Genomic DNA, 26,697 nt, shown 5'->3' with positions numbered 1-26,697 from the left:
CCTGCCAGACGTGAACGGAGCCCTTGGTGCTCATAGGCCTGCTGACCGCTGTCGCGGCGTCCATCTGCTACGGCACGGGGTCCGTGCTGCAAGCCGTCGGCTCGCGCCGCGCCGCTCGCATGTCCCCGACCGCCGCGGGAGTGACCGCCCACGGCGGACCCAATCTGTCGTCCACCGCGAAAGCGGCGATGACCTGGGAATTCATCGTCGGCACCATCCTGGACTTCGTGGGCTTCGGACTCGGGGCCCTGGCCGCCCGCCTGCTGCCCCTCTTCCTCTCGCAGACGGTCATCAGCGCCAACCTGGTGATCACCGCCGTGCTGAGCGTGAAGATGCTCGGCATCCGGCTGAGTCGTAAGGAATGGACCTCGATCGGGGTCGTCTGCACCGCGCTGGTGCTGTTGGCCACGGCCGCGGGCCACGAGGGCGGCCACCACGCCCCGATGTCCACCCACTGGTGGCTGCTGGGGATCACCCTGCTGCTGATGGTGGGCGGCACCGTGGCCGTACGCCTCCTCGGCGGCGGCGCCGCGATCCTGGCGGGCCTGCTGTCGGGTCTCGGCTTCGGCGCGCTCGGTGTCGGCGTCCGGATCCTGAACGGCGTGGACCCGTTCGACCTCACCACCTTCCTCACCGACCCGGCCCTCTACGCCATCCTGGTGGCGGGCATCGGCGGCATGTACCTGCACACGGTCGCCCTCCAGATCGGCTCGGTGAACGGCGCCACGGCGGCCCTGGTCGTCGGCGAGACGGTTCTGCCGGGCGCGATCGGCGTCCTGTGGCTCGGCGACGCCTCCCGCGCCGGCCTGGCCTGGCTCGCGGTCCTCGGCTTCGTCATGGCCGTCGCCGGAGCGGTGGCGGTCGCCTGGTACGGCAAGCACGAGGGGGCCGACGAGGGAGCCGCCACCCCGGTGCCGGAGCCGGTCGGCTGACCCGTCGGCCGGCCGGGTTCCCTCACCCGGTCGGCCGCCCCCCGGTGGTGGCGCGGCGGTGTCTGCCGCTTGCTGGACCGGGGGAGAGAGTGAGGGGTTCGTGAGTCCCACGACCGATCGGCTCGATACGCCACGCGCGGCCGGGATGGCCGGAATCGCCTTCGCCCTGCTGCTCGGGGCGGCGATCGTCCTGATGCGGATCGCCGTCCCGTCGGGCAACACGGCCGACCTGCCCGTGGACCAGGACAAGCGCTGGGCGGTCCAAGTGGCACTGGAGATCGTGCCCTTCGCGGGCATCTTCTTCCTCTGGTTCATGGGCGCCCTGCGCGCGCACACGGGCGCGGCCGAGGACCGGTTCGTCGCCACCGTGTTCCTCGGCAGCGGATTCGTCTTCGTGGCCACCCTGTTCGCCTCCGCCGCGGCGGCGGGCACCGTGCTGAACGAGGGGACACCCTCCGACTTCGGCCGCCACTACGCCTACACCCTCCTCGCGACGTACTCCATGCGGATGGCAGCCGTCTTCGTCCTCGCGACCTCGACCATCGGGCGGATGCTCGGCGTCTTCCCGAAGCCCTTGGCCATGCTGGGCACCGTCGTCGGCCTGCTCCTGCTCGTGATCGGTTCCGGAGTGCCCTGGTCGGAGATGCTGTTCCCGGCCTGGGCCCTGATCCTCAGCCTGTACGTCCTGCGCGTCCGGCGTGGCACCGCCCACCGCCCTCCGACCCCCACCGAACCCCCCTGACCTGGGGATCCTCACTCCGGCAGGCGGCCTGTGGACGCCGCGTGCATGCTGGTGGGACGGGGAGGACCCGGGGGGCTCCGGGGGGTGACGGGGAGGAACGCCCGAGCGAAAGGCAGAACCGTCATGAGGCTTGTCGTCGACCTCAACCGCTGCCAGGGATACGCCCAGTGCGCATTCCTCGCTCCCGATGTCTTCGCCATGCACGGCGACGAGTCGCTGCTCTACAACCCGGAGGCGGATCCGGCACAGCGCGAGGACGTCCTGCGTGCCGTGGCCGCCTGTCCGGTTCAGGCCATCCTCCTGGAGATCACGGACGAGGACATGGCGAACATGGTGACCCCAGATGCCGTGGCCGGCACCGGATCTCGTTCCGGAGGCGCCCAGTGACCGGTGCAGGAACACACGACGGATCCCTGGAGCGCCTCAAGCGCGAGGGCCGCATCGTCGTCGTCGGCGCCTCGCTGGCCGGTCTGCGGGCCGCCGAGACCATGCGCGAGAAGGGATTCGCCGGTTCGCTCACGCTGATCGGCGACGAACCGTACGAGCCGTACGACCGGCCCCCGCTGTCCAAGCAGGTCCTGCTGGGCAACGCGGTCGCCGACCACACGGCGCTCCCCCGCCGCCGGGCGATCGACGCCGACTGGCGGCTCGGGGTCCCGGCCACCGGCCTGGACATGGCCGCCCGTCGGGTCAAGCTCGGCAACGGAGACGAGGTCGAGTACGACCGGCTGCTGATCGCCACCGGTGTACGCGCCCGGCCGTGGCCCAACCCGGAGGAGGGCGCCCTCAAGGGTGTCTTCGTCCTGCGCACCCGCGACGACGGCGAAGGGCTGCAACGGGCCTTGGCCGCCGGTCCCCGCCGGGTGCTGGTCATCGGGGCCGGGTTCACCGGGTCCGAGATCGCCTCCGCCTGCCGGGAGCGTGGCCTGGACGTCACCGTCGCCGAACGGGGCGACGCCCCGCTCGTCGGTGCGCTGGGCGGGGTGATCGGCGCGGTGGCCGCCGAGATGCACCGCGAGCACGGCGTCGACCTGCGGACCGGAGTCATGGTGACCTCGCTGGAGGGCGACCCCTCCGGGCGGGTCCGCGCCGCGCACCTCTCCGACGGGTCGACCATCGAGGCGGACGTGGTGGTCGTCTCGCTGGGCGCGCAGCGCAACACCGAGTGGCTGGCCGGCTCGGGACTGGGCGCGGGTCCGCGCGGCATCGCCTGCGACGCGGGCTGCCGGGCCTTCGACGTCCGGGGCATCGTCACCGACGACATCTACGTGGCGGGTGACGTGGCGCGTTCCCCGCACGCGCTGTTCGGCTACCAGTTCCTGTCGCTGGAGCACTGGGGCAACGCCGTCGCCCAGGCCGACACCGCCGCGCACAACATGCTCAGCGAGAGCGCCGACCGCCGCCCCCACCTGTGGGTTCCGGCGTTCTGGTCATCCCAGTTCGGCGTGAACATCAAGTCGGTCGGGGTGCCGCCGATGGGGACCGAGATCCTCATCACCCAGGGCTCGCTCGCCGAGCGCCGGTTCGCGGCCGCCTACGGGTACCAGGGGCGTCTGATCGCCGCCGTCACCTTCGACAACTGCCGGTGGCTGCCGTTCTACGAGCAGCAGATCGAGGCCACGGCCCCGTTCCCGCCGGAGTTCTCCACGGTGGACCGCAGGCCCGAGGGAGCCAAGCCGCTGCCGGCCGACTTCCCGGACCCGTCCGTCCCCACCCACGGGCCGACGATCACGCTGAGCGGCTATTCACCGGCCGACCGGAAGATGACCTTCACTCCCGGAAGATGACCTTCATCCCCGCCCCGCGCCACCGGCCGCACCGCACCGCGCCCTCCCCCGAGGATCACGAGGACCTGTCATGACCCAAGCCCTGCTGCGGGAGATCATCGACTACGCGAACCGCGCGAATCCGTACCCGCTGTACGAGGAGCTCCGCAAGACCCCGGTGTCCCACGACGGGGACGGCCCGTACGTGGTCAGTACGTACTACGAGATCCACAGCCTGCTGCACGACCCTCGGATCAGCTCCGACGCCAAGAACCTGAAGGCGACCGGGGACGATCTGCTGGGCGACCAGTCCGACGAGGAGGGCACGACGCTGCCCCCGTCCTTCCTCAAGCTCGACCCGCCCGACCACGACCGGCTGCGGCGGATGACGAACCGGCCGTTCGGCCCGCCGCACGCCCCCCACCGGGTGCACGACATGCGCGACGAACTCGGCGGCCTCGTCACCGGGCTCATCGACGGCATCGTGGAGACCGGGCAGCTGGACCGGATCGACCTGGTCGACCAGTTCGCGTACCCCTTCCCGGTCTCGGTCATCTGCCGGCTGCTCGGCATCCCCCGCGAGGACGAACCCCGCTTCCACGTCTGGGCGGAGACCCTGGCCGCCAGCCTGGACCCCGACCCGGACGCGGACCCCACCCAGCGCGGCCAGGGCTCGATGGACGCCCGCATGGAGCTGGGCATGTACCTGGCCGGGCTGATCGAGGAACGCCGCAAGAACCCGGGCGACGACATGCTGTCGCAGCTCGCGACGGCGGACGGCCCGGACGGCGCGATGACCACCATGGAGGCGCTCAGCACCTCCGCGCTGCTGCTGATCGCGGGCCACGAGACCACGGTCAACCTCATCACCAACGGGATGCTGACGCTGCTGCGCTTCCCGGACGTCCTGGAGCGGTTGCGCAACGACCCCGATCTGGCGGTCCCGATCGTCGAGGAACTGCTGCGCTACGAGCCGCCGGTGCAGCTGCTGCCCCAGCGCACCACCCTCTCGGACGTCGAGGTCGCCGGGGTCACGATCCCCAAGGGCGCGTCCGTGTGGCTGATGCTGGCCTCCGGGAACCGCGACCCGAAGCGGTTCGAGGACCCGAACCGCTTCGACCCCGACCGCAAGGACATCCAGCACCTCGGCCTCGGCAGCGGCATCCACAGCTGCTTCGGGGCGCCGCTGGCCCGGCAGGAGGCCCAGCTGGCGCTGAGCGAGCTGGCCCGCCGGTTGGAGAACCCGCGGCTGCTGGAGGACCCGCCGCAGTACCGCCAGAACTCGGTCCTGCGCGGCCCGCGCCACCTGCAGATCGCCTGCGACGGCATCCGCGCCTAGACGGCCTCGACGGTCTCCGGCGGAAGGACGACGACCTCGGCGGGGGTGAAGCTCACCGCGACCCGGTCCCCCACGGCCGGCGCCCCCGCCAGATCGCACTCGGCCTCCAGCATCGGCCCCGCCTCCGGCCGCAGCTGGAGGGCGACGTGCGTGCCACGGAAGGTCCGGGACACCACCTCGCACCGCAGTCCCGCCGCGCGCAGCACCACGCCGGCCGGGCGGATCAGCAGCCGCTGCTCCCCCTCCGGGGAGCCGGCCGGTACCGGAACCTTGCCCCACGCGGTGGCGGCCGCATCGCCCGAGACCACGGCCGGGACCACGTTCTCGAAGCCGAGGAAGCGCGCCACGAACTCCGACGCGGGCCGCTGCCACACCTCCAGGGGGGTCCCGGCCTGCGCGATCCGGCCGTCCCTCATGACCACCACCCGGTCGGCCAGGGCGAAGGCCTCGCCCTGGTCGTGCGTCACGGCCAGTACGGTCGTGCCCAGCCGGGAGAACAGCCCCCGCAGCTCGACCACCAGCCGCTCGCGCAGCCCCCGGTCCAACTGCCCCAGCGGTTCGTCGAGCATCAGCAGCCTCGGTGACGGGGCCAGCGCCCGGGCCAGCGCGACCCGCTGCTGCTCGCCGCCGGACAGGGACGCCACCGCCCGGGCCTGGGCCCCGGGGAGCCCGACCAGTTCCAGGAGTTCCGCGACCCGGGCCGCGGACGAGGCCCGTCCGGCTCCCCGCACCTTCAGCCCGAAGGAGACGTTCGCGCCGACATCGCGGTGCGGGAAGAGCTGGTGGTCCTGGAACATCAGGCCCACGCCTCGCCGGTGCACGGGGACGCCGGCCTGGTCGGCCCCGCCCAGCAGCACCCGCCCGGCGGACATCTGCTGGAGTCCGGCGACGACCCGCAGCAGCGTGGACTTGCCGCTGCCGCTCGGCCCCAGCACGCACACGACCTCGTGCTCGGCGACCGTGAGGTCCACGCCGTCCAAGGCGTACTGGGCCGCGCGCTCACCGAAGCGGACCGACACCCCCTCCAGCTGAAGCAGTGTCATCAGAATTCTCCGGAGGTCTTGTCGGGTCGCAGTCGCTCCAGCAGCAGCAGGGACACCGCGCACACCAGCATCAGGATCGTGCTCAGGGCCATCGCCTGCCCGTAGTTCAGCTCTCCGGCCCGCCCCAGCAGCCGTGCCACGGCCACCGGCAGGGTCGGCCGGTCCGCCCGCGCGATGAACACGGTCGCGCCGAACTCCCCCAGCGAGACCGCGAAGGCGAACCCGGCCGCGATCAGCAGCGCCCGCCGCACCAGCGGAAGATCCACCTCCCGCCAGGCCCGCAGCGGCGACGCGCCGAGCACCGCTGCGGCCTCGCGCAACCGCCCGTCCACCGCGCGCAGCACCGGCAGCATGGTGCGTACGACGAAGGGCACGCCCACCAGGGCCTGTGCCAGCGGCACGAGGATCCACGTGGTCCGCAGGTCCAGCGGCGGCTCGTCCAGGGTGATCAGGAAGCCGAAGCCCACGGTCACCGCGGACACCCCGAGCGGCAGCATCAACAGCGCGTCGAAGCCGCGTACGAAGCGGCCTCCGCGCCGGGTCAGCGCCGCGGCCGCGAGTCCGCCGACGAGCAGGGCGATCGCGGTGGCGGCGAGCGCGTACTGCAGGGAGTTGCCGATCGCCTCCAGCGGCGCCACCAGGAAGGTCCCGCCACCGGCGCCCGCGTCCTGAAGGGCCCGGTAGTAGCCGAGGCCGTAGCCGCCGGGGGTGTCGAAGGACCGCTCGACCAGCACGCCCAGCGGCAGCACGATCAGCAGCGCGACGGTCAGCAGCACCCCGCCCAGCAGCGTGCGCTGCGCCCAGCCGCGCGGCCGGTGGGTGGTGCGGCCCGGGTCCACCAGCCGCAGCGCCCTCTCGCGCTTGCGCACGGTCCAGGCGTGCACGGCGAGGATCGCGCCGATCGCGGCGAACTGCACCATGGTCAGGACGGCGGCCGTCGGCAGGTCCAGGAGCTGCGCGGTCTGCCGGTAGACCTCCACCTCCAGGGTGGAGTACGCGGGTCCGCCGAGGATCAGTACGACGCCGAAGGAGCTGAAGGTGAACAGGAACACCATCAGCGAGGCGGCGGCCACCGCCGGGGCCAGCGCGGGCAGCGTCACCCGCCGCCAGGCGGTGAACCGGCCGGCGCCGAGCACGCGGGCGGCCTCCTCCTGACGCGGATCGAGCTGGGCCCACAGCCCGCCGACCGTACGGACCACGACGGCGTAGTTGAAGAAGACGTGCGCGAGCAGGATCGCCCAGACGGTGGTGTCGAGCCGGACGCCCACCAGTTCGTCCAGCAGCCCGCCCCGCCCCAGCAGCGCGAGGAAAGCGGTGCCGACCACCACGGTCGGCAGCACGAAGGGCACGGTCACCACGGCGCGCAGCAGCTGCTTGCCCGGGAACTCGAAGCGCGCGAAGACGTACGCGGCGGGGAGGGCGATCACCAGCGTGAGGAGGGTCGAGGCGAAGGCCTGCCAGGTGGTGAACCACAGCACGTCGGCGATGTCGGGGCGGCCCAGCACCTCCGCGAACCGGCCGAACTGCCACCCCTCGTCGGTCTTCAGGCCACGCCCGACGATCGCGGCGACGGGGTAGGCGAAGAACAGCCCGAAGAAGGCGAGGGGGAGGGCCATCAGGGCGAGCCGCACGGCGGTCGCCCGCGCCCCCTCGCGGGGGCCGGAGCCCGGCGCGGCGCCCCCCGACGCCACGCCCGGCTCCTTGGTACCGCTTACTTCACGACGAGCGCGGTCCATGCCTTGACCCACTGCTCACGGTTCTTGGCGATGGTCTCGGGAGCCACGTTCTCCGGCTTCTCGACCACCACACCGTGCTTGGTGAACAGCTCCGGCAGGGCGGCGTCCTTCGTCACCGGGTTCACGAACATCTGGAGCGGCATGTCCTCCTGGAACTTCTTGCTGACCAGGAAGTCCACGAGGGCCTTGCCGCCCTCCTCGTTCTTGGCGCCCTTGAGCAGACCCGCGAACTCGATCTGGCGGAAGCAGGTCCCGGTGGAGACGCCCGTGGGGGCCTCGGCCGGCTGGGGCTCGCCGTACAGGACCTCGACCGGCGGGCTGGAGGCGTAGGAGACGACCAGCGGGCGGTCGCCCTTGGCCTTCTTGCCGCCCGCGGAGCCGGAGAAGCGCTCGTTGTAGGCCTGCTCCCAGCCGTCGACGACCTCGACGCCGTTGGCCTTGAGCTTGCTCCAGTAGTCCTTCCAGCCGTCCTCGCCGTACTTGCCGACGGAGGCGAGCAGGAAGCCGAGGCCGGGCGAGGAGGTCGCGGCGTTCTCGACCACCAGCAGGTTCTTGTACTCGGGCTTGGTCAGGTCGTCCAGCGTCTGCGGCGGGGCGATCTTCTTCTCGGCGAAGTACGCCTTGTCGTAGTTGACGCAGATGTCGCCGGAGTCGATCGGGGTGACCCGGTGCTCCTTGTCGAGCACGTACTCGGGCTTGACCTCGGCGAGGCCCTTGGCCTCGTACGGGGTGAAGATGCCGTTGTCGAGGGCGCGCGAGAGGAGGGTGTTGTCCACGCCGAAGAAGACGTCGCCGCGCGGCGAGCCCTTGGTGAGGATCTCCTGGTTCAGGGCCGCGCCGGCGTCCCCGGACTTCAGGACCTTGACCGTGTAGCCGCTCTGCTGCTCGAACTCCTTCAGGACCGAATCGGTCACATTGAACGAGTCGTGGGAGACGAGTGTGACGGTCTTGGACTTCGGGCCGTCGCTCGCGCCGGCGGGCTTGTCCTTGGTGTCGCCGCCGCCGCAGGCGCTGAGCGTGGTGACGCCCAGCGCGGCCGCGAGCGCGACGCCCGCGATCTTCTTGGTGGTGCTCATCGGTTGATTCCTCCTGGGATGTCCAGGAGAAGACGCGGCCCTGCCCGGCGCTCTGCGAGAGCGGACGCCGGGCAGGGCGCAACAGCAAGAGTGGTGACCGAACTTCCTACCCCGAATGACCGGGGCGAGGTTCAGAGGGTCTGCGGATGACGGATACCGCACTCTCAGCGCTGTGGCGCTCCCCTGTCGGAATATGAAATTGGTTCGGCCACAGGGTACCCCGTGGCCGAATAGCGTCGAACGGAGGCGGAATCTAGCGCTCCGAGGCAGCCAGCTGGCCGCACGCGCCGTCGATCTCCTGGCCCCGGGTGTCCCGTACGGTCACCGGCACACCGTGGCGGGCGATGGCCTCCACGAAGGCCTTCTCGTCCTCGGGCCGCGAGGCGGTCCACTTGGAGCCCGGCGTCGGGTTGAGCGGGATCAGGTTGACGTGTACGCGCTTGCCCTTGAGCAGCTTGCCCAGGAGGTCACCGCGCCAGGCCTGGTCGTTGATGTCACGGATCAGGGCGTACTCGATGGAGATCCGGCGGCCGGACTTCTCCGCGTACTCCCAGGCGGCGCCGAGCACCTCGCGCACGTTCCAGCGCGTGTTCACGGGCACGAGGGTGTCGCGCAGCTCGTCGTCGGGCGCGTGCAGCGAGACGGCGAGGCGGCACTTGAAGCCCTCGTCGGCGAAGCGCAGCATGGCCGGGACCAGGCCGACGGTGGAGACGGTGATACCGCGCTGCGACAGACCGAGGCCGTCGGGCTCCGGGTCGGTGAGCCGGCGGATGGCGCCGACCACGCGGTTGTAGTTGGCGAGCGGCTCGCCCATGCCCATGAAGACGATGTTCGACAGCCGGGCCGGGCCGCCGGGGACCTCGCCGTCGCGCAGCGCGCGCATGCCGTCGACGATCTGGTGCACGATCTCGGCGGTGGACAGGTTGCGGTCCAGGCCCGCCTGGCCGGTGGCGCAGAACGGACAGTTCATACCGCAGCCGGCCTGCGAGGAGATGCACATGGTGACCCGGTCGGGGTAGCGCATGAGCACGGACTCGACGAGCGTGCCGTCGTGCAGCTTCCACAGGGTCTTGCGGGTGGTGTCGTCGTCGCACGAGATGTGCCGGATGACGCTCATCAGGTCCGGCAGCAGCTCCTGCTGGAGCTTCTCCCGCGAGCCGGCCGGGATGTCGGTCCACTCGGCCGGGTCGTGCGCGTACCGGGCGAAGTAGTGCTGGGAGAGCTGCTTGGCCCGGAACGGCTTCTCGCCGATCGCGGCGACCGCCTCGCGGCGCTCGGCCGGGGTCATGTCGGCGAGGTGCCGGGGCGGCTTCTTGGCCCCACGAGGGGCGACGAAGGTGAGCTCTCCCGGAACGGGGCGGGCCATGGCAGGTACTCCTTGTAAGACGAAAGGCGCGCCGCAGAAGCAGCGCGCCTTCCAAGAGTAACCGCCCGGCGTCCTGCGACGCCTTTTCGCAGGTCAGCCGGTGCCTACGAAGGCTGCCAGCAGCAGCCACACGACGGGGGCCGTCGGAAGCAGGGAGTCCAGGCGGTCCATGATGCCGCCGTGTCCCGGCAGCAGCGTGCCCATGTCCTTGATGCCGAGGTCCCGCTTGATCATCGACTCGCCCAGGTCGCCCAGGGTGGCGCTGACCGCGACCGCGAGGCCCAGCAGCAGGCCCTGCCACCAGGAACCGCCGTCGATCAGGAACTCCATGCACAGCGCGCCGGCCGCCATCGCGAAGGCCACCGCGCCGAACAGTCCCTCGCGGGTCTTGCCGGGGCTGATGCGCGGCGCGAGCTTGGTCTTGCCGAAGCGCCAGCCGACCGCGTAGGCCCCGGTGTCGCTGACCACGGTCAGGAGCAGGAAGGTGATCACGCGCTGGGGCCCGTCGTCGGCGGTGAGCAACATCGCGACGAAGGTGGCCAGGAAGGGCACGTAGAACGCCGCGAAGGCGCCCGCCGTGACGTCCTTGAGGTAGTCCTCGGGCGGTTCGGTCATCCGCCACACCAGGACCGCGAGCACGGTCAGGGCCATGGCGACCCAGGCGCCCTCGGCCCCCCGGACGTATCCGGCGATGACCATGGCGGCGCCACCGACCGCGAGCGGGACCAGCGGGGCCTTGATGCCCTTCTGCTCCTGCAGGCGGGAGGTGAGCTCCCACAGGCCGACGACGACCGCGACGACGATGACGCCGACGAAGACGGCCTTGACGATCAGCAGCGAAGCGAAGATCACCGCGCCGAGACCCACGCCCACACCTATGGCGGCGCGCAGATCCCGGCCCGCGCGCTTCTTCGGCGGCGGGGGCGAGGCGTCCTGCGGCTGCTGGGCATGCGGAGGCGGGGGGCTGGGCATGGGCTCCTGCGGCGGCGTATCGGCGCGGAAGAGGGGGCCGCTGTCGGCGGCGACCCCCCGATCGCGTGCTTCCCGGTCGTCGAAGTCACGGCCGGCGGCATCGGGCACGATGGGCATGGGCCGAGTGTGCGGGCCCACCTGCGCATCGTATGCGGGACCCGCCGGAACCGGCTCCGGCTGCCAGGAAGAGTCGTTCATCAGACTTCGAGGAGCTCGGCTTCCTTGTGCTTCAGGAGCTCGTCCACCTGCGCGACGTACTTCGCGGTGGTGTCGTCGAGCTCCTTCTCCGCGCGGCGCACCTCGTCCTCGCCGGCCTCCTTGTCCTTGACCAGCTTGTCGAGGGCGTCCTTGGCCTTGCGACGGACGGCGCGGAGCGAGATCTTCGAGTCCTCGGCCTTGGTGCGCGCGACCTTGATGTACTCCTTGCGGCGGTCCTGCGTCAGCTCGGGGAAGGTCACCCGGATGATGCTGCCGTCGTTGCTCGGGTTGACACCGAGGTCGGAGTCGCGGATGGCCTGCTCGATGTTGCGCAGGGCGCTCTTGTCGAACGGGGTCACGATCGCCATGCGCGGCTCGGGCACCGAGAAGGAGGCGAGCTGGTTGATGGGCGTGATGGCGCCGTAGTACTCCGCCACGATCTTGTTGAACATCGCCGGGTGCGCACGGCCGGTGCGAATCGCGGCGAAGTCTTCCTTGGCGACGACGACGGCCTTTTCCATCTTCTCCTCGGCCTCGAGGAGGATCTCTTCGGTCACCACGTGCTCCTGCATGTCAGATTTGGATGGTTCAGGCGGGCGGGGCCGACGAGCCGGCCTACGGCTCGCTCGGTCCGGCAGCGGACTGCTAGGCCCGGGTTTCCTGGTCGCTCACGAGCGTGCCGATCTTCTCACCCTTGACGGCGCGGGCGATATTGCCCTCGGCGAGGAGTTCGAAAACGAGGATCGGCAGCTTGTTGTCGCGGCAGAGCGTGATCGCGGTGGCGTCGGCGACCTTGAGGTCGCGGGAGAGGACCTCGCTGTACTCCAGCGCGTCGAACTTCACCGCGTCCGGGTTCTTCTTCGGGTCGGAGTCGTAGACCCCGTCGACACCGTTCTTGCCCATGAGCAGGGCCTCGGCGTCGATCTCCAGGGCGCGCTGGGCGGCCGTGGTGTCGGTGGAGAAGTAGGGCATGCCCATGCCGGCGCCGAAGATGACGACGCGGCCCTTCTCCAGGTGCCGCACGGCACGCAGCGGGATGTACGGCTCCGCGACCTGGCCCATCGTGATGGCGGTCTGGACGCGGGAGTCGATGCCCTCCTTCTCCAGGAAGTCCTGGAGCGCGAGGCAGTTCATGACGGTACCGAGCATGCCCATGTAGTCGGACCGGGCCCGGTCCATGCCGCGCTGCTGGAGTTCGGCGCCGCGGAAGAAGTTGCCGCCGCCGATCACGACGGCGATCTCCGCGCCGTCGCGGACCACCGCGGCGATCTCACGCGCGATGGCGTGGACGACGTCGGGGTCGACGCCCAGTCCTCCGCCACCGGAGAAGGCCTCGCCCGACAGCTTCAGCATGAAGCGGCGGCCCTTCTCGTCCTGGTCGCTCTTGTCGTCGGATGCGGTGTGGGGGTCCACGCCCTGATTCATGGAGATCTCCTCGTGCACATACGAAGAAGGCCATTGCCGGTGGGTCCTTGCGGTTCCCTCTACGGCAATGGCCTCCTCGTCAGATCTGCGGTCGTCTCGCGCGAGCGCGGATGACTGCTTCAGACCCTACCGGGGTCCGGTGTCCGTCGCGTACGGACGGACTCAGATGCCGACCTTGATGCGCGAGAAGCGCACCAGGGTGACGCCGGCCTCGTCCAGAACCTTCTGGACCGACTTCTTGTTGTCCAGGGCGTACGCCTGGCCAAGGAGGGTGTTCTCCTTGAAGAAGCCGTTGACGCGACCTTCGACGATCTTCGCGATGGCAGCCTCGGGCTTGCCCTCGGCGCGGGTGACCTCTTCGGCCACGCGACGCTCGGACTCGACCTTCTCGGCCGGAACGTCCTCGGCGGACAGCCACTGCGGGGAGAACGCGGCGATGTGCTGCGCGATGCCGCGGGCGACCTCGGCGTTCTCCTTGTCCAGCTCGACCAGGACGCCGATCTGGAACGGCAGGTCGGGCATGGTGCGGTGCATGTACGCGGAGACGTAACCGCCGGTGAACTGCGCGAAGCGGTCCAGGACGATCTTCTCGCCGAGGTTGGCGTTGGCCTCGTCCACGAACGCCTGGACGGTCTTGCCGGGCTCGATCTCGGACGCGAGCAGCGCCTCGATGTCGGCCGGGGAGGTCGCGGCGATGTGCGCGGCGATCTCGTTGGTGACCGCCTGGAACTTGTCGCCCTTGGCGACGAAGTCCGTCTCGCACTTCAGCTCGACGAGGACACCGGAGGTGTTGTCGTCGGAGATGAGGGAGGCGACGGCACCGTTCTCGGCAGAACGGCCCTCGCGCTTGGCGACGCCCTTCTGACCCTTGATGCGGAGGGCCTCGATGGCCTTGTCGACGTCGCCGTCGGACTCGACCAGCGCGTTCTTGCAGTCCATCATGCCGACGCCGGTGAGCTCGCGGAGCTTCTTGACGTCAGCGGCGGTGTAGTTCGCCATGAGTCTGTGATTCTCTCTCGAAGTCGTAGATCTACGGGTGAACGGCGGAGGCGCCGCGCCCCAGGCGCGGCTCCCCCGCCGTCATCGTCCGTGCTGTGAGTGCCCGGCGCGTGAACGCCGGGCGCTCTCAGTGGGTCAGGCCTGCTCGGCGTCGGCGGCCGGGGCCTCGACAGCCTCGGCGGCCGGGGCCTCGACGACAGCCTCGGCAGCCGGGGCGGCCTCGGTCTCGTCGGCCTTCTTCTCGCCCTCGAGCAGGTCGCGCTCCCACTCGGCGAGCGGCTCGGCGGCGGCCTTCTCGCCCGGCTTCGAGTCGCCGGTCGCAGCGCCGGAGCGGGCGATGAGGCCCTCGGCGACGGCGTCGGCGATCACGCGGGTGAGCAGGGTGACGGAACGGATCGCGTCGTCGTTGCCCGGGATCTTGTAGTCGACCTCGTCGGGGTCACAGTTGGTGTCGAGGATCGCGACGACCGGGATGTGGAGCTTGCGCGCCTCACCGACGGCGATGTGCTCCTTCTTGGTGTCGACGATCCAGACGGCGCTGGGAACCTTCGACATCTCGCGGATACCACCGAGGGTCTTCTCCAGCTTGGTCTTCTCGCGGGAGAGGACCAGGAGCTCCTTCTTGGTGAGACCCGAGGCGGCGACGTCCTCGAAGTCGATCGCCTCAAGCTCCTTCAGACGCTGAAGGCGCTTGTAGACGGTGGAGAAGTTGGTGAGCATGCCACCCAGCCACCGCTGGTTGACGTACGGCATACCAACGCGCGTCGCCTGCTCGGCGATGGCCTCCTGGGCCTGCTTCTTGGTACCGACGAACATGATGGAGCCACCGTGCGCGACGGTCTCCTTCACGAACTCGTAGGCGCGGTCGATGTACGACAGCGACTGCAGCAGGTCGATGATGTAGATGCCGTTGCGCTCCGTGAAGATGAAGCGCTTCATCTTCGGGTTCCAACGGCGGGTCTGGTGACCGAAGTGGACGCCGCTTTCCAGCAGCTCCCGCATCGTGACGACGGCCATGGCCATCTCCTTGGTTTCTCGGTTTGGTTCCTGACGCCCCACCGCGTCCTGCCCCATGAGGGACCGAGAGACGCTGTCACCTGGCTGTTTCAGCCTGGCGCCGGGGCGTGCGAAGTCGACCCGGTGACCCGGATCGCCACAAGAAGTGTACGGGACCCGGCGGTATGCCGGGTGACGCCGTTGTCCACAGTGCCCCGGCCGTCCACAGGCCCGGACGCCCGTCCGGGCCCCGCGGGACCCTGGGGTCCATGACGACCTTGCTGCTCAGCCTGCTCCTCGCCCTGGCCCAGTCGGCCCTTCCCGGGGTCCGCCCGTTGCCCGCCCCCCTGTCGGTGGCCCGCTGGTGGGACCCACCGCCGACCCCCTACGCGGCCGGTCACCGCGGTGTGGACCTGTCGGCGCCGGTGGGCACGGAAGTCCGGGCGGTCGCGGCCGGCCGGGTCCACCACGCCGGGCCCGTCGCCGGGCGCGGCGTGCTCTCGCTGGCACTGCCGAACGGGTTGCGCACCACCTACGAGCCGGTCCGGCCCCTGGTCACGGAGGGCGAGGAGGTCACGGCCGGCCAGGTGGTGGCGGTTCTGACGGAGGGCTCGCACTGTCCGGCGCCCTGCCTGCACTGGGGCCTGCTGGCCGGCGAGGTGTACCTCGACCCGCTCACCCTGCTTCCCCGCCCGACCCCGAGGCTGCTCCCGGCGGATCCCACCGGCGGCTGATCCGTGGGGCGGGGGCGGGGCGGCGGTGTCGGGGCGCGGGGTTTCGGGGCGCCGGGTCCGAGACGCGGGCCCGCGTGGGCCTCAGCCCCGGACACCCCGCAGGGCCATGGCCACGGCGGCCTCCGTCACGACGGTGGGATCCTCCGCCGCACCGAGCTCGATCCGCCGCACGGCCGCGTCCACGACGCCTTGGAGCAGCATCGCGGCCAGCCTCGGCTCCGCGTGCCCCAAGGCGCTCAGGGCCTCGACGATCATCGCGATGAGCCCGCCGTGCGCCGCACGGATCTTCTCCCGCGCGCCCGCGTCCAGCTCGCTGGCCGAGATGGCCACCACCGCGCGGTGCCGCCGGTCGCCCACGAGCCCCAACTGGCTGCGCACGTAGGCCTCGATCTTCGCCTCCGGCGCCTGCGCCCGCTCCATCGCCGCTTCGATCTCGGCGGCCCACACGGGGAAGTCCACGGCGCACAGCTCTTCGACCACGGCGGCGCGGGAGCGGAAGTACTCGTACACGGAGGACCGGGCGAGCCCGGTCCGCTCCGCGAGGGCGGGGAAGGTCAGCGCCTCCGTCCCGCCTTCGGACAGCAGGGATCGCGCGGCGTCCAAGAGGGCGCCGCGCTGCATCGACCGGTGCTCGGCCACGGAGGCCGCTCGAATCCTGGGCACACGTCCACTCTACGGAGGTAGCGCAAGCTCACCTCCCCACATCTGCCAACTTCGCGCGCAGTTGCAGGACGGACTTGGTGTGGATCTGGCTGACCCGGCTCTCGGTGACGCCGAGGACGTTGCCGATCTCGGCCAGCGTGAGTCCCTCGTAGTAGTAGAGGGTCACCACGGTCTTCTCCCGCTCGGGCAGCGTGTTGATGGCCCGCGCCAGCAGGCGCCGCAGCTCACGGTCCTCGGCCACCGCCACCGGGTTGTCGGCGGCGGTGTCCTCCAGCGTGTCCATCAGTGAGAGGCGGTCGCCGCCCTCGCCGCCGACGTGCAGCAGCTCCTCCAGGGCGACCACGTTGGCCAGCGACAACTGGCTGAAGACGGTGTGGAGGTCCTCCACGCCGATCCCCATCTCCCCGGCGACCTCGCTCTCCGTCGGGGTGCGCCGTAGTTGGGCCTCCAGCGTGGCGTAGGCCCGTTCCACCGCGCGCGCCTTCTGCCGGACCGAGCGCGGGATCCAGTCCAGCGCCCGCAGCTCGTCGATCATCGCGCCCCGGATCCGGGTGATCGCGTACGTCTCGAACTTGATCGACCGCTCGATGTCGAACTTCTCGATGGCGTCGATCAGCCCGAAGACCCCGGAGGAGACGAAGTCGGCCTGCTCCACGTTGGGCGGCAGGCCCACGCTGACGCGGCCGGCCACGTACTTCACCAGGGGCGAGTAGTGCAGGATCAGCTGCTCCCGCAGCCGCTCGTCACCCGACTCCTTGTACGAGCGCCACAGCACCTCCAGGGACGAGGGCGCGGTGGACCGCACGCTGCCTCGGGCAGCGGGGGGCACCGCAGCGCGGTCGGACCCTGAGGTGTGCTGGGGCATGCTTCGCCTTTGCCGGAGCCGGATTCCTTGGGAGCGTAGCGTGACGGGATTGTCGCGGTGCGCGAAGAGTACGGGATGGCGCGGGGGCCGGGAGGCGCCCGGACTCGCGCGGGCGACCCGGGACCGGCGCCTGGCGCTCGGTCCCGGCGACCACCACCGGGAAGACCGCGTCTCTCATCGCTTTCACTCTTTCACCGGAACTCCCCAGGTCAACGACCGCCTCGCCGGGAGCCGCCGGTTTGTGTGCCTCCTCCAGCCGTTTGTCTGCTCAACTGCCAGCCGTCGCCCTGCCGTTCGACGAACCCCAGAGAGTGAAGTTCGTACAGTCTGCCGATGACTTCATCGGTGCCGGTGCCGGAGGCAAGTGCCAGCTCGGCCACGTCCGCCGGGCGGCCGGCGGGCAGCGCTTCGAGCACCCGGGCGGTGTCCGGGTCCAGCAGGTCCCGGGCGAGCACCGGGCCGCGCCGCTCGGGCGCCAGCTCGCCCATGGCTCCGACCAGCTCGATCACCTCGGCCGCGTCGGTGACGAGCGCGGCCTCGCCGCGCAGCAGTTCGTGCACCCCGGCGGAGAGACCGCTGGTGGCGGGCCCGGGGATGCCCATCGTGAACCGGCCCAGGCGCTGCGCGCGGCGGGCCGTGACCAGGGAGCCGCTGCGGTGCGCGGCCTCCACGACGACCGTGCCGCGGGTGAGGGCGGCGATGACCCGGTTGCGCAGGACGAACCGGCTGGGGGTCGGGTGGCTGCCCGGTGGCAGCTCCCCGAGGATCAGCCCCTGCCCGGCGATCCGGCCGAGCAGCCCGGCGTGTCCGCGCGGGTAGGCGACGTCCACCCCGCAGGCGAGCACCGCAGCGGTCGCGCCGCCCGAGGCGAGGGCCCCTCGGTGGGCCGCGCCGTCGATCCCGAACGCGGCGCCGGACACCACGACCCAGCCCCGCTCGGCGAGTCCGGCGGCCAGGGTCTGGGCCATGTGCGCGCCGTACGGGGTGCAGGCGCGGGCCCCGACCACGGAGACCGAACGCAGCGCCCAGGTACGGAGGTTCGGCCGGCCCCGTAGCCACAGGCCGACGGGCCTCTCGTCGCCCAGGTCGTCGAGCTGGGTCGGCCACTGCGCCGATCCCGGGAAGACGAACCGGCCTCCCGCCTCGGCGGCGTCCGCGAGGTCCCGCCCGGGGTCGGCCAGCGCGGCCCGTCGGCGGTACCCGGCGAGCCGCTCGGGCCCCACTCCTGACGGGGTGCCCGGCTCCGCCCCGGGGTCGGTCAGCAGCCGTATCAGGCCCACCGCGCCGAACTCCCGCAGCCACCGCCCGCCGTGCGCGTCCCCGGGCTCCAGCACCCGGGTGAGCGCCGCCCGCGCCAGCAGTTCCTCGTCTCCGGACGCGCTCATGTCCCGGCTCCCGGCAGCGACATCGCCCCGCGGGCGATGCCGGTCCGCAGCTCCAGCGCCACGGCCACGTCCAGCGCCTCGGGCCGGTCCCGTTCCCGCAGGTCGGCCACGGTCCAGGCGACCCGCAGCACCCGGTCCAGGCCGCGCGCGGTGAGCAGGCCCCGTTCCAGGTCGCGCTCGGCGGGGGCCAGCGCGCCGGGTCCGGCCTGCCACCGGGTCCGCAGTTCCTGCCCGGGCACCTCGGAGTTGAGCCGCCACGGTGTGTCGGCGAGTCTGGCAGCGGCGCGCTCCCGGGCCTGTCGCACCCGGTCGGCGACCGCCGCGGTGGATTCCCCGCGGCCGCCCCGCCCCATCAGGTCGCCGCGGGTCACGGGCTCGACCTCCACGCGCAGGTCCACCCGGTCGAGCAACGGCCCGGACAGCCGCGCCTGGTAACGCCGGATCACCGAGGGCGGACATTCGCACCCGGCGCCGTGCAGGGTGTGGCGCCCGCACGGGCACGGGTTGGCGGCGAGCACCATCAGGAACCTGGCGGGCAGCCTTACCACCCCCGCGGTGCGGGCGATGACCACGTGCCCCGATTCGAGGGGTTGCCGCAGCGCGTCCAGTGCCCGGCTGTGGAACTCCGCGGCCTCGTCGAGGAAGAGCACGCCCCGGTGGGCCAGGGAGACCGCCCCGGGCCTGGGGATCCCCGTCCCCCCACCCACCAGGGACTGCATGGTCGCCGAATGGTGCGGTGCGCAGTACGGCGGCCTGGCGACCAGGGGTTCACCGGGCGGGAGGATTCCCGCGACCGAGTGGACGGCCGTGACCTCCAGGGAGTCCTGACGGGTGAGCGGCGGCAGCAGCCAGGGCAGCCGCTCGGCCAGCATGGTCTTGCCCGCCCCGGGCGGTCCGCTGAGGAAGAGGTGGTGTCCGCCGGCGGCCGCCACCTCCAGGGCGCGGCGCGCCGTGTGCTGCCCCGCGACATCCGCGAGGTCGGGGAAGTCGGCGCCCTCCTCCCGGCCGGGCCGGCTCCGGGCGAGGCCCGTGCCCAGTCCCGCCCCGGGGACGAGGAGCCCGGCGAGCATCGGGTCCGGCCGGCCGGAGGGCCCGCAGGGTTCCTCCTCGGGGACCTCACCGCCGGTCAGGACGGCGATCAACTGGCGCAGGCTGCGTACGCCGAGGACGGAGACCTCGGGGACGAGCGCGGCCTCGGCCGCGCACTGCTGCGGCACCACCACCTGCCGGTGGCCGGCCTCGGCCGCGGCGAGGACCGCGGGCAGGATCCCGCGGACCGGGCGCACCCGGCCGTCCAGACCCAACTCGCCGATCAGGACCAGGTCGGCGATGGCACCCGGGTCGACCACCTCGGCCGCGCCGAGCACGGCCGCCGCGACGGCCAGGTCGAAGCCGGCGCCGGACTTCGGTACGGAGGCCGGGCTGAGCCCGACCGTGAGTTTCTTCTGCGGCCAGGCCGCCCCTGAGTTGACCACGGCGGCCCGCACCCGGTCCCGGCTCTCGACCAGGGTTTTGTCCGGCAGCCCCACCAGGGTGAAGGCGGCCACGCCGGGCTCCAGGTCGGCCTGTACCTCGACGACCACGCCGTCGACGCCGACCAGCGCCACCGAGCAGGCTCGCGCGAAGCCCATCAGGCCACCCCCCGCACGTGTTCGACGAGGGGGGCGCCGCGCCGTGGCAGCAGCACCCCGACGAGGTCGATGCGTACCCCGCCCGGGGGCGGTCCGCCGTGGTCGGCGAGCCAGCGCCCGGCGAGCGTGCGTAAGCGCTCGGCCTTGGCGGGCCGCACGGCGGCCATGGGATGCTCGAACTCACCCGCCCGGCGGGTCTTGACCTCGCAGACGACGAGGGCGTCCCCGTCCCGGGCGACGATGTCGATCTCGCCGCCGCGACACCGCCAGTTCCGTGCGATGACGGTCATCCCGGCTTCGGTCAGCCGCCGGGCCGCGAGGTCCTCGCCGTACCGCCCCAATGCCTGCTGTGCCACGCCCTTCGCGTTCATCCGGCACCACCTCCGGCACCGACGGTCCCGCACTCCCACCCACCTTGTGGATCTTGGTGGACGGTCCGGCCGTTGTGGAGAACCGCCTCACCCGTGCGGGTGAGGCGGTCCGGCCGACGGCTCTCAGCTGCCGGGCAGTTCGAGGTCGCTCTTGTTGAGCTCCTCGATGTTCACGTCCTTGAAGGTCAGTACCCGGACCTGCTTCACGAAGCGGGCCGGCCGGTACATGTCCCAGACCCAGGCGTCGGCCATGGAGACCTCGAAGAACACCTCTCCCTGAACCGAATGCACCTGCATCTCGTAGTCGTTCGTGAGGTAGAAACGGCGTTCCGTCTCGATCACATACTTGAACAGCCCGACGACGTCGCGGTACTCCCGATAGAGCTTCAGCTCCATCTCGGTCTCGTACTTTTCGAGGTCCTCGGCACTCATGGCATGTTCCCCTTCAGCCGTGCGTCCCCCTATTGTGCGCCAGGCCCCCGCGCCCCTAAACGATTTCCGGGGCCAGGACCACCGGCTCACCCGGAGGACCGTCGTCGAGCAGCGTACGGAGCAGCTCGGCGAGTCTGGTCGGGTACACCGTCTCATGGGCCGCCAGAAGTTCCTCGGAGGTCCACCACCTCGCTCCGGTGACGCTGCGCCGTTCCAGCTCGGTGAAGCCGCTCATCTCGGTCTCGGTCCGGGTCGTCCGGGCCAGGAAGTACCACTCGTCCTGTTCCCAGCGGCGCCCGTCGAAGGGGAAGGAGCAGTAGCGGTGCCACAGCACCGGCCCCAGCTCCACCTCGGTGATCCCGGTCTCCTCCGCCAGCTCGCGCAGGGCGGCCTGCTCCCGGCTCTCGGTCCCCTCCAGTCCGCCGCCGGGGGTGAACCACCAGTCGTCGGTCGGGTCGGCCGGTTCGAAGCCGTGCAGCAGCAGGATCCGGTCCTCCGGGTCCAGCAGGATCACCCGTGACACCTTGCGGCGGCCGTGCCCGGCCGCCGGGTCAGCGGACACCGGCCGGCTCCCGCCGTCGTCCGCGCGCGAGGACCCGGGCCACCGGCCCGTGGACACCTCCGGCGGCCACCAGGACGGCTCCGGCGAGCACCGCCATGACCTGCAGCCTCAGCGGCCCGGGCCGCGAGATCCCGCCGGGCAGGGCCTCGTACGTGGCCGGCCGCTCCAGCATCGTCATGTCGGGCCAGGCCAGGGCGTCGACGCGGGCGCTGACGTCCGACCGGGACACGGTGCCCTGCCCGGCCTCCTGCAGATGGGCCCGGGAGTCCAGGGACGAGGCCCGCCGGTCGCCCAGCAGGAAGAGGTTGCCCTCGGGGACCGCCACCTCGAAGGGGGTCCCCGAGGGCGCGGTCTGTCCGGGTGGCATCTCCAGGCCCGTTTCCGGCTTGCTGGTGTCGGCGTAGGGCTCGTCCAGCGGGACGCCGTTGACCGTGAGCTCGCCGGCCGCGCCGCAGCACTTCACGACGTCGCCGCCGACGCCGACGACCCGCTTGACCATGGGAGAGTCGCTCCACTGGGAATCGGTGAAGATGACCACGTCCCCGCGGCGCACCTCGGCGCCGTCGATGCGCTCCGCCAGCACCCGGTCCCCGGGTCGCACCGTGGGCATCATCGAGTCGGTGGGGACCGTGTAGGGCCGGTAGACGACCGCCCCCCACACGAAGCCGCCCAGGAAGAGCGCAAAGCCGATGGCCACGGCGATACCCGACAGCACATTGCCGAGACCGCCGCGGCCATCCTTGCCACCACGTATTGCTTCTGTTCCGCCCATTGCAGCGCCCCCACACACTTCGGGATCGTCGACCTGGGCGGCACCCTACCCGTCGGTACGGCCGCTGGCCGGCTTCCGCCTGCGCCACATGACCAGCGGGACGGCTCCCGCGAGCCCCAGCGCGGCCGGGCCGAGCCCGACCGGGGCCAGCCCGGCGGCCCCGAGACCGAGCGCGGTCGCCGCGGCCTGGTTGCCGATGCCCGGCTGGTCGAAGGTGTCCGGGACCGGCAGGGTGGACCAGCGGGTGACCGGCCACGCGACCACCACGGCCCGCCCGACGACCTTGTCCACCGGAACGAAGCCCTTGGTGGAGTCCTGCTGGTGGTAGCGGGAGTCCTCGGAGTTCTGCCGGTGGTCGCCCATGACCCAGACCTTGCCCTTGGGCACGGTGATCGGGCCGAACGGGAGGTCGTCGCACGGGGTGTTGCCGGGGTAGATGTACGGCTCGTCCAGCTCCTTGCCGTTGACGACGACCGGTCCCCCCTTCTTGCACTCGACCGTGTCCCCGCCGATCGCGATGACCCGCTTGATCAGGTCCTTCTCGGAGGCGTCCGGCATCAGGCCGATCTTGCTGAGCACCTGCTGGAAGATGTTCGGCTCGGGGGTGGGCTGCCCGGACAGCCAGTCCGCGGGGTCGTGGAAGACGACGACCTCACCGCGCTCCGGCTCGGAGCCGAACCACGGGGTCAGCTTGTCCACCAGGACCCGGTCGCCCATCTGCAGGGTGTTCTGCATCGAGGCGGACGGGATCGAGAAGGCCTGGAGCAGGAACGTCTTGATCAGCAGGGCCAGCAGCAGGGCGATACCGATGAGGAGCGGGATCTCCTTCCAGAAGGATCGCTGCGCGTGCTCCTGAGCGCCGTCCTCCTCGGTCTCGGGCCTGACGGCGTCGTCCGGCCGCTCCTCGCCTTCGTCGCGTCCGGACCGTGCGCCTACCGCCACGTCCCCCACATCCACTCCTCACTCGCGAATTGCCGCCCGCGCCGAATCGGGTACGGGCCCTCCCCTCCCTTAACGAGCGGGAGTTCCCTAAGGCGCGGGAGACCGAGGACACACTATGCGAACGGCGCGCCCCGACGGCGCCGTCGGCGACCGCGCCCCTCGCGCCGTGCCTGATCGGGCACCATCCGGAAGGTCGCCGGCTGCTCCAGCCGGGTCCAGTGCCCCTGGGGCCAGGCGATCACGACGGCCTCCCCGACCACGCCACTCACGGGGATCGTGCCCTGGAAGCCCTCGTCGAGGTGGAAGCGGGAATCGGAGGAGTTCGCCCGATGATCACCCATCACGAAGAGTCGGCCCGCCGGAACCTGTACCTCGAACGGGATGTCCGAAGGCGTGTTGCCCGGGTTCACGTACGGCTCATCGAGGGGCGATCCGTTGACGGTGACCCGGCCCCGGCTGTCGCAGCATTTGACGGTGTCCCCGCCGACGCCGATGACCCGCTTGATCAGATCCTGCTCGTCGGCAGAGGGCAGCAGGCCGATGAAGGTCAGCGCCTGCTTGATCTGCTTGACCACGATCGGATCCTTGGGCGGCCGGGCCGCCTCGCCCTTGAGCCAGCCGCCGGGGTCCTTGAACACGACGATGTCGCCGCGCTCGATCTCGGAACCGAACCACGGCGTCAACTTGTCCACCAGGACCCGGTCGCCGATCCGGATCGTCTGCTCCATCGAGCCCGACGGGATGAAGAAGGCCTGCACCAGGAAGGTCTTGAGGAGCAGGGCGATGCACAGTGCCACGACCACCAGCAGCGGCACCTCGCCGGCGCGGCGCGTGCGGCGGCGCCGGCGCACCTTGCGGGCCGTCCGGCGCCGCTCGGCCCGGCCGCCCTCCACCCGGCCGAGCGAGATCACGGGCGGTGGGGGCTCCGGCTCGGGCTCGGGCTCGAAATCCCAGTCCCGTTCGCCCTTCCGCCGCCCGCGGCTACCCATGGCCACCGCCGACGGAATCCCAGCGCGAGAGCGGCCAGCCGATCCAGTCGGCCCGCCCGATCACCTTGTCCACCGGCACCATCCCCCCGCCCGGCTCGCCCAGGTGGTCCCGGGAGTCCCGGGACTGGGAACGATGATCACCCATGACCCACAGGGTCCCAAGAGGTACGACGATCCGGAAGGGCACCACCGAGGGCGCGTCTCCGGGATGGAGGTACGGCTCCGCCAGCGGCACGCCGTTGACCGCGACCCGGCCGCCGGCGTCGCAGCACACCACGTCGTCACCTCCGACCCCCACGACCCGCTTCACGAAGTCGGTGTCGGAGGGCTCGGCCAGCCCGAGCGCCGAGGCCGCGCCGTGCAGCACGGTGCCGACCGGATTGCCGTCGGGACGTTCGCGCACGAAGGAGCCCGTGCCGTCGAAGACCACCACGTCCCCACGGCGCGGCTGTTCGCCGAACCGGTACGCCAACTTGTTGACCAGCACCCGGTCCCCGACCTGGAGCGTCGGCTCCATCGAGCGGCTCGGGATCAGGAAGGGCTGGACCACGAAGTTGCTGAACAGCAGCAGGAGGACGGTGCAGAGCACGCCGAGCACCCCGGCGCGCCGCCAGGTCAGGGGTCGCCCGCCGGCCCTTCGGCCAGGCCGGGAGAACGCAAAACGCGGCCGCCCGTCCCCCTCTACGGGGGACGAGTGGCCGCGCTGCGTGTGAGGTGCTTCGGTGTCCATCAAGGGCGAGCCTATCCGGCCGCCTCCGGACTCCGGGAGTTACCTCAGCGGTCGCGCTTCTCCTTGATCTTCGCGGCCTTGCCGCGGAGCTCACGGAGGTAGTACAGCTTGGCACGGCGAACGTCACCGCGGGTGACGAGCTCGATCTTCTCGAAGATCGGGGAGTGGACCGGGAAGGTACGCTCCACGCCGACGCTGAAGGAGACCTTGCGCACGGTGAAGGTCTCGGAGACACCGGCACCCTGGCGGCGGATGACTACGCCCTTGAACTGCTGGATACGGGAGCGGTTGCCCTCGATCACGCGGACGTGCACGTTGATCGTGTCACCCGGGCGGAAGGCCGGGACGTCCGAGCGGAGCGTGGCGGCGTTGACGCCGTCGAGCAGGTGAGACATGTTCTTCGTCTGCTTTCTTCGCATGACGCCACAGGTCGCCAGTGCGGGTTTCCGTAGAGAATTCGGGAGCTGCGGGACCCGGCGGACGACGGTCCCCCTGTGGCAGGGGCGCCCGCGAGCACACAGCAGCCGCCTATTCTTCCACGGCCTCGGCCCTGCGCCAAAATCGACCGTCGGCGGAGGGCCGCCAGCCCAGGACGGAGAGGATCTCCCGGTCCTTCTTGTCGAAACCGGCGGCCTCACAGCGCTCGATCAGGTCGGGGCGGTTCTGCGCGGTCCGACGGAACGCCTCGTCCCGGCGCCAGCGGGCGATCTTCCCGTGGTGCCCGCTGAGCAGCACCTCGGGGATGTCCCGGCCGCGCCACACCGGGGGCTTGGTGTAGACGGGCCCCTCCAGCAGGTTGGCCATCTCGCCCGGCGCGAAGGAGTCGTCGCGGTGCGACTCGGCATTGCCGAGGACTCCGGGCAGCAGTCGGGCCACGGCCTCGGTGACCACCAGTACGGCGGCCTCGCCGCCCGCCAGTACGTAGTCGCCGATGGAGACCTCGTACACCGGCATGCGCGTGGCGTACTCGTCCATGACGCGGCGGTCGATGCCCTCGTACCGGGCCGGCGTGAAGACCAGCCAGGGCCGCTCGGAGAGTTCGACGGCCAGTTCCTGGGTGAAGGGCCGGCCGCTGGGGGTGGGGACGACCATGACGGGCCCGTGCGCGCCCGCCTCGTAGCCGTCGGCCAGCGCGGAGTCCAGGGCCTCGCCCCACGGCTCGGTCTTCATGACCATGCCGGGACCGCCGCCGTACGGGGTGTCGTCCACCGTGTTGTGCCGGTCGTACGTCCACTCCCGCAGGTCGTGCACGTGTACGTCGAGCTGCCCGCGGGCACGCGCCTTGCCGACGAGGGAGACGTTCAGCGGCTCCAGGTATTCGGGGAAGATCGTGACGACGTCGAGACGCATCAGGCGTCGCCCTCGGAGTCCGTGGCGTCCTCGGCGGCCTCGGCGGCCTCGTCCCGGGTCGAGACGACGACGGCGTCACGCTCGTCGATCAGCCCCGGCGGCGGGGTGATGACGCACCGCTGCTCCTCCAGGTCGATCTCGGCGACGATGTCCTCCACGAAGGGGATCATCACCTCGGTGCCGTCCGGCCGCTCGACGATGAAGAGGTCCTGCGAGGGCAGGTGGGAGATCTCGGTGATCCGGCCGATCTCGGTGCCGTCCTCCAGCACCACGTCCAGGTCCATCAGCTGGTGGTCGTAGTACTCGTCGGGCTCCTCCGGGAGCTCCGTCGGGTCCACCTCGGCGATCAGGAGGATGTTGCGCAGCGCCTCGGCTCCGGTGCGGTCCTTGACGCCCGCGAAGCGGAGCAGCAGCCGCCCGCTGTGCACGCGGCCCGTCTCGATCGTCAGCGGTCCCGCCGTCGCGGGCTCCGTCTTGAGCACGGCGCCGGGACTCAGTCGCAGCTCCGGCTCGTCGGTGCGCACCTCGACGGTGACCTCACCCTTGATGCCGTGGGCGCGGCCGATCCGCGCGACTACCAACTCCACTGTGCTCTTCCCTTACTGCGGCGTGGTTGCTCACATCAATGGTCGCTCTCCGCCCGGGGGCAGAAACGACACGGGCCGGGGCGGGCAACCAACG

29 protein-coding genes and 1 riboswitch are annotated in these 26,697 nt (G+C 71.3%); of the genes, 6 read left to right on the top strand and 23 right to left on the bottom strand.

Going from position 1 to position 26,697, the window contains the following annotated elements; all coding sequences use genetic code 11:
* The first annotated feature begins 26 nt into the window (after positions 1 to 26).
* The 5 genes from ACGFYY_RS27225 to ACGFYY_RS27205 all read left to right on the top strand — a co-directional run bounded on the left by ACGFYY_RS27225 (position 27) and on the right by ACGFYY_RS27205 (position 4,779).
* A complete protein-coding gene (locus tag ACGFYY_RS27225) occupies positions 27 to 932 on the top strand; it encodes a hypothetical protein (RefSeq protein ID WP_365264676.1) in 906 nt (301 codons plus the stop codon).
* A gap of 100 nt (positions 933 to 1,032) precedes the next feature.
* The gene (locus ACGFYY_RS27220; protein ID WP_393713226.1) at positions 1,033 to 1,674 is read left to right on the top strand and encodes a hypothetical protein; all 642 of its coding nucleotides are present in this window, start codon (positions 1,033 to 1,035) and stop codon (positions 1,672 to 1,674) included.
* A gap of 123 nt (positions 1,675 to 1,797) precedes the next feature.
* Positions 1,798 to 2,061 carry a ferredoxin gene (locus ACGFYY_RS27215; RefSeq protein ID WP_051782046.1) on the top strand — a complete coding sequence of 88 codons (264 nt, stop codon included), beginning with the start codon at positions 1,798 to 1,800 and terminating at the stop codon, positions 2,059 to 2,061.
* Positions 2,058 to 3,461, top strand: coding sequence for an NAD(P)/FAD-dependent oxidoreductase (locus ACGFYY_RS27210; RefSeq protein WP_393713223.1), 1,404 nt, complete (start codon positions 2,058 to 2,060; stop codon positions 3,459 to 3,461). The genes ACGFYY_RS27215 and ACGFYY_RS27210 overlap by 4 nt, the downstream gene beginning before the upstream one ends.
* Before the next feature lie 70 nt (positions 3,462 to 3,531).
* Positions 3,532 to 4,779: a cytochrome P450 gene (locus tag ACGFYY_RS27205; RefSeq protein ID WP_365264668.1), complete on the top strand. Its 1,248-nt coding sequence runs from the start codon at positions 3,532 to 3,534 to the stop codon at positions 4,777 to 4,779.
* Here the strand turns inward: ACGFYY_RS27205 and ACGFYY_RS27200 are convergent.
* From ACGFYY_RS27200 to rpsB, 9 genes are all read right to left on the bottom strand, one after another.
* Positions 4,776 to 5,822 carry an ABC transporter ATP-binding protein gene (locus ACGFYY_RS27200; protein ID WP_393713220.1) on the bottom strand — a complete coding sequence of 349 codons (1,047 nt, stop codon included), beginning with the start codon at positions 5,820 to 5,822 and terminating at the stop codon, positions 4,776 to 4,778. The genes ACGFYY_RS27205 and ACGFYY_RS27200 overlap by 4 nt on opposite strands.
* Complete coding sequence (locus ACGFYY_RS27195; protein ID WP_393713332.1) at positions 5,822 to 7,438, bottom strand: ABC transporter permease; 1,617 nt, start codon at positions 7,436 to 7,438, stop codon at positions 5,822 to 5,824. The genes ACGFYY_RS27200 and ACGFYY_RS27195 overlap by 1 nt, the downstream gene beginning before the upstream one ends.
* Before the next feature lie 95 nt (positions 7,439 to 7,533).
* Positions 7,534 to 8,634, bottom strand: a complete 1,101-nt coding sequence (locus ACGFYY_RS27190) for a thiamine ABC transporter substrate binding subunit (RefSeq protein WP_393713218.1) — start codon at positions 8,632 to 8,634, stop codon at positions 7,534 to 7,536.
* An 85-nt stretch (positions 8,635 to 8,719) separates the two neighbouring features.
* A riboswitch (TPP riboswitch) is annotated at positions 8,720 to 8,829 on the bottom strand.
* A gap of 58 nt (positions 8,830 to 8,887) precedes the next feature.
* Positions 8,888 to 10,000: a 23S rRNA (adenine(2503)-C(2))-methyltransferase RlmN gene (gene rlmN, locus ACGFYY_RS27185; RefSeq protein WP_150259747.1), complete on the bottom strand. Its 1,113-nt coding sequence runs from the start codon at positions 9,998 to 10,000 to the stop codon at positions 8,888 to 8,890.
* Positions 10,001 to 10,093: 93 nt separating this feature from the next.
* Complete coding sequence (locus ACGFYY_RS27180) at positions 10,094 to 11,170, bottom strand: phosphatidate cytidylyltransferase (RefSeq protein ID WP_033222938.1); 1,077 nt, start codon at positions 11,168 to 11,170, stop codon at positions 10,094 to 10,096.
* The gene (gene frr, locus ACGFYY_RS27175) at positions 11,170 to 11,727 is read right to left on the bottom strand and encodes a ribosome recycling factor (protein WP_030016386.1); all 558 of its coding nucleotides are present in this window, start codon (positions 11,725 to 11,727) and stop codon (positions 11,170 to 11,172) included. Before frr ends, ACGFYY_RS27180 begins: the two co-directional genes overlap by 1 nt.
* 88 nt (positions 11,728 to 11,815) lie before the next feature.
* Positions 11,816 to 12,595 (bottom strand): UMP kinase, encoded by a 780-nt coding sequence (pyrH, locus tag ACGFYY_RS27170; RefSeq protein WP_229876761.1) that lies wholly within the window; start codon positions 12,593 to 12,595, stop codon positions 11,816 to 11,818.
* A 162-nt stretch (positions 12,596 to 12,757) separates the two neighbouring features.
* Positions 12,758 to 13,594, bottom strand: coding sequence for a translation elongation factor Ts (gene tsf, locus ACGFYY_RS27165; protein WP_030767128.1), 837 nt, complete (start codon positions 13,592 to 13,594; stop codon positions 12,758 to 12,760).
* Between the two features lie 135 nt (positions 13,595 to 13,729).
* Positions 13,730 to 14,611 (bottom strand): 30S ribosomal protein S2, encoded by an 882-nt coding sequence (rpsB, locus tag ACGFYY_RS27160; protein ID WP_202199507.1) that lies wholly within the window; start codon positions 14,609 to 14,611, stop codon positions 13,730 to 13,732.
* Between the two features lie 248 nt (positions 14,612 to 14,859).
* On the opposite strand from rpsB, the gene ACGFYY_RS27155 reads away from it, so the two are divergent.
* Entirely contained in the window at positions 14,860 to 15,324 is a 465-nt protein-coding gene (locus ACGFYY_RS27155) for a M23 family metallopeptidase (RefSeq protein ID WP_393713213.1), read from the top strand.
* Positions 15,325 to 15,405: 81 nt separating this feature from the next.
* Here the strand turns inward: ACGFYY_RS27155 and ACGFYY_RS27150 are convergent, their stop codons facing one another.
* From ACGFYY_RS27150 to rimM, 14 genes are all read right to left on the bottom strand, one after another.
* A complete protein-coding gene (locus ACGFYY_RS27150; protein WP_393713330.1) occupies positions 15,406 to 15,963 on the bottom strand; it encodes a TetR/AcrR family transcriptional regulator in 558 nt (185 codons plus the stop codon).
* Positions 15,964 to 16,015: 52 nt separating this feature from the next.
* The gene (gene whiG, locus ACGFYY_RS27145) at positions 16,016 to 16,852 is read right to left on the bottom strand and encodes an RNA polymerase sigma factor WhiG (RefSeq protein WP_030718525.1); all 837 of its coding nucleotides are present in this window, start codon (positions 16,850 to 16,852) and stop codon (positions 16,016 to 16,018) included.
* A gap of 209 nt (positions 16,853 to 17,061) precedes the next feature.
* Complete coding sequence (gene dprA / locus ACGFYY_RS27140) at positions 17,062 to 18,237, bottom strand: DNA-processing protein DprA (RefSeq protein WP_393713210.1); 1,176 nt, start codon at positions 18,235 to 18,237, stop codon at positions 17,062 to 17,064.
* Positions 18,234 to 19,868 carry a YifB family Mg chelatase-like AAA ATPase gene (locus tag ACGFYY_RS27135; RefSeq protein ID WP_393713208.1) on the bottom strand — a complete coding sequence of 545 codons (1,635 nt, stop codon included), beginning with the start codon at positions 19,866 to 19,868 and terminating at the stop codon, positions 18,234 to 18,236. Before ACGFYY_RS27135 ends, dprA begins: the two co-directional genes overlap by 4 nt.
* Positions 19,868 to 20,239, bottom strand: coding sequence for a YraN family protein (locus ACGFYY_RS27130; protein ID WP_365264648.1), 372 nt, complete (start codon positions 20,237 to 20,239; stop codon positions 19,868 to 19,870). Before ACGFYY_RS27130 ends, ACGFYY_RS27135 begins: the two co-directional genes overlap by 1 nt.
* A 123-nt stretch (positions 20,240 to 20,362) precedes the next feature.
* A complete protein-coding gene (locus ACGFYY_RS27125) occupies positions 20,363 to 20,671 on the bottom strand; it encodes a DUF2469 domain-containing protein (protein ID WP_005311352.1) in 309 nt (102 codons plus the stop codon).
* Positions 20,672 to 20,726: 55 nt separating this feature from the next.
* Positions 20,727 to 21,233 (bottom strand): NUDIX hydrolase, encoded by a 507-nt coding sequence (locus tag ACGFYY_RS27120; RefSeq protein WP_365264646.1) that lies wholly within the window; start codon positions 21,231 to 21,233, stop codon positions 20,727 to 20,729.
* A complete protein-coding gene (gene lepB / locus ACGFYY_RS27115; protein WP_393713205.1) occupies positions 21,223 to 22,005 on the bottom strand; it encodes a signal peptidase I in 783 nt (260 codons plus the stop codon). Before lepB (ACGFYY_RS27115) ends, ACGFYY_RS27120 begins: the two co-directional genes overlap by 11 nt.
* A gap of 45 nt (positions 22,006 to 22,050) precedes the next feature.
* Entirely contained in the window at positions 22,051 to 22,947 is an 897-nt protein-coding gene (gene lepB, locus ACGFYY_RS27110; protein ID WP_393713203.1) for a signal peptidase I, read from the bottom strand.
* A 113-nt stretch (positions 22,948 to 23,060) separates the two neighbouring features.
* Positions 23,061 to 23,936, bottom strand: coding sequence for a signal peptidase I (gene lepB, locus ACGFYY_RS27105; RefSeq protein ID WP_393713328.1), 876 nt, complete (start codon positions 23,934 to 23,936; stop codon positions 23,061 to 23,063).
* Entirely contained in the window at positions 23,929 to 24,666 is a 738-nt protein-coding gene (gene lepB / locus ACGFYY_RS27100; protein WP_393713202.1) for a signal peptidase I, read from the bottom strand. Before lepB (ACGFYY_RS27100) ends, lepB (ACGFYY_RS27105) begins: the two co-directional genes overlap by 8 nt.
* 44 nt (positions 24,667 to 24,710) lie before the next feature.
* Positions 24,711 to 25,061 carry a 50S ribosomal protein L19 gene (rplS, locus tag ACGFYY_RS27095; protein ID WP_030011886.1) on the bottom strand — a complete coding sequence of 117 codons (351 nt, stop codon included), beginning with the start codon at positions 25,059 to 25,061 and terminating at the stop codon, positions 24,711 to 24,713.
* Between the two features lie 133 nt (positions 25,062 to 25,194).
* Complete coding sequence (trmD, locus tag ACGFYY_RS27090; protein ID WP_393713201.1) at positions 25,195 to 26,016, bottom strand: tRNA (guanosine(37)-N1)-methyltransferase TrmD; 822 nt, start codon at positions 26,014 to 26,016, stop codon at positions 25,195 to 25,197.
* Entirely contained in the window at positions 26,016 to 26,603 is a 588-nt protein-coding gene (gene rimM / locus ACGFYY_RS27085) for a ribosome maturation factor RimM (RefSeq protein ID WP_393713199.1), read from the bottom strand. Before rimM ends, trmD begins: the two co-directional genes overlap by 1 nt.
* Between the last annotated feature and the right edge of the window lie 94 nt (positions 26,604 to 26,697).

This window comes from Streptomyces sp. NPDC048331 (assembly GCF_043201215.1).
Classification (GTDB): Bacteria; Actinomycetota; Actinomycetes; order Streptomycetales; family Streptomycetaceae; genus Streptomyces.
Note: the sequence above shows the minus strand (reverse complement) of the source record. Positions and strands in the feature narration are given on the sequence as shown.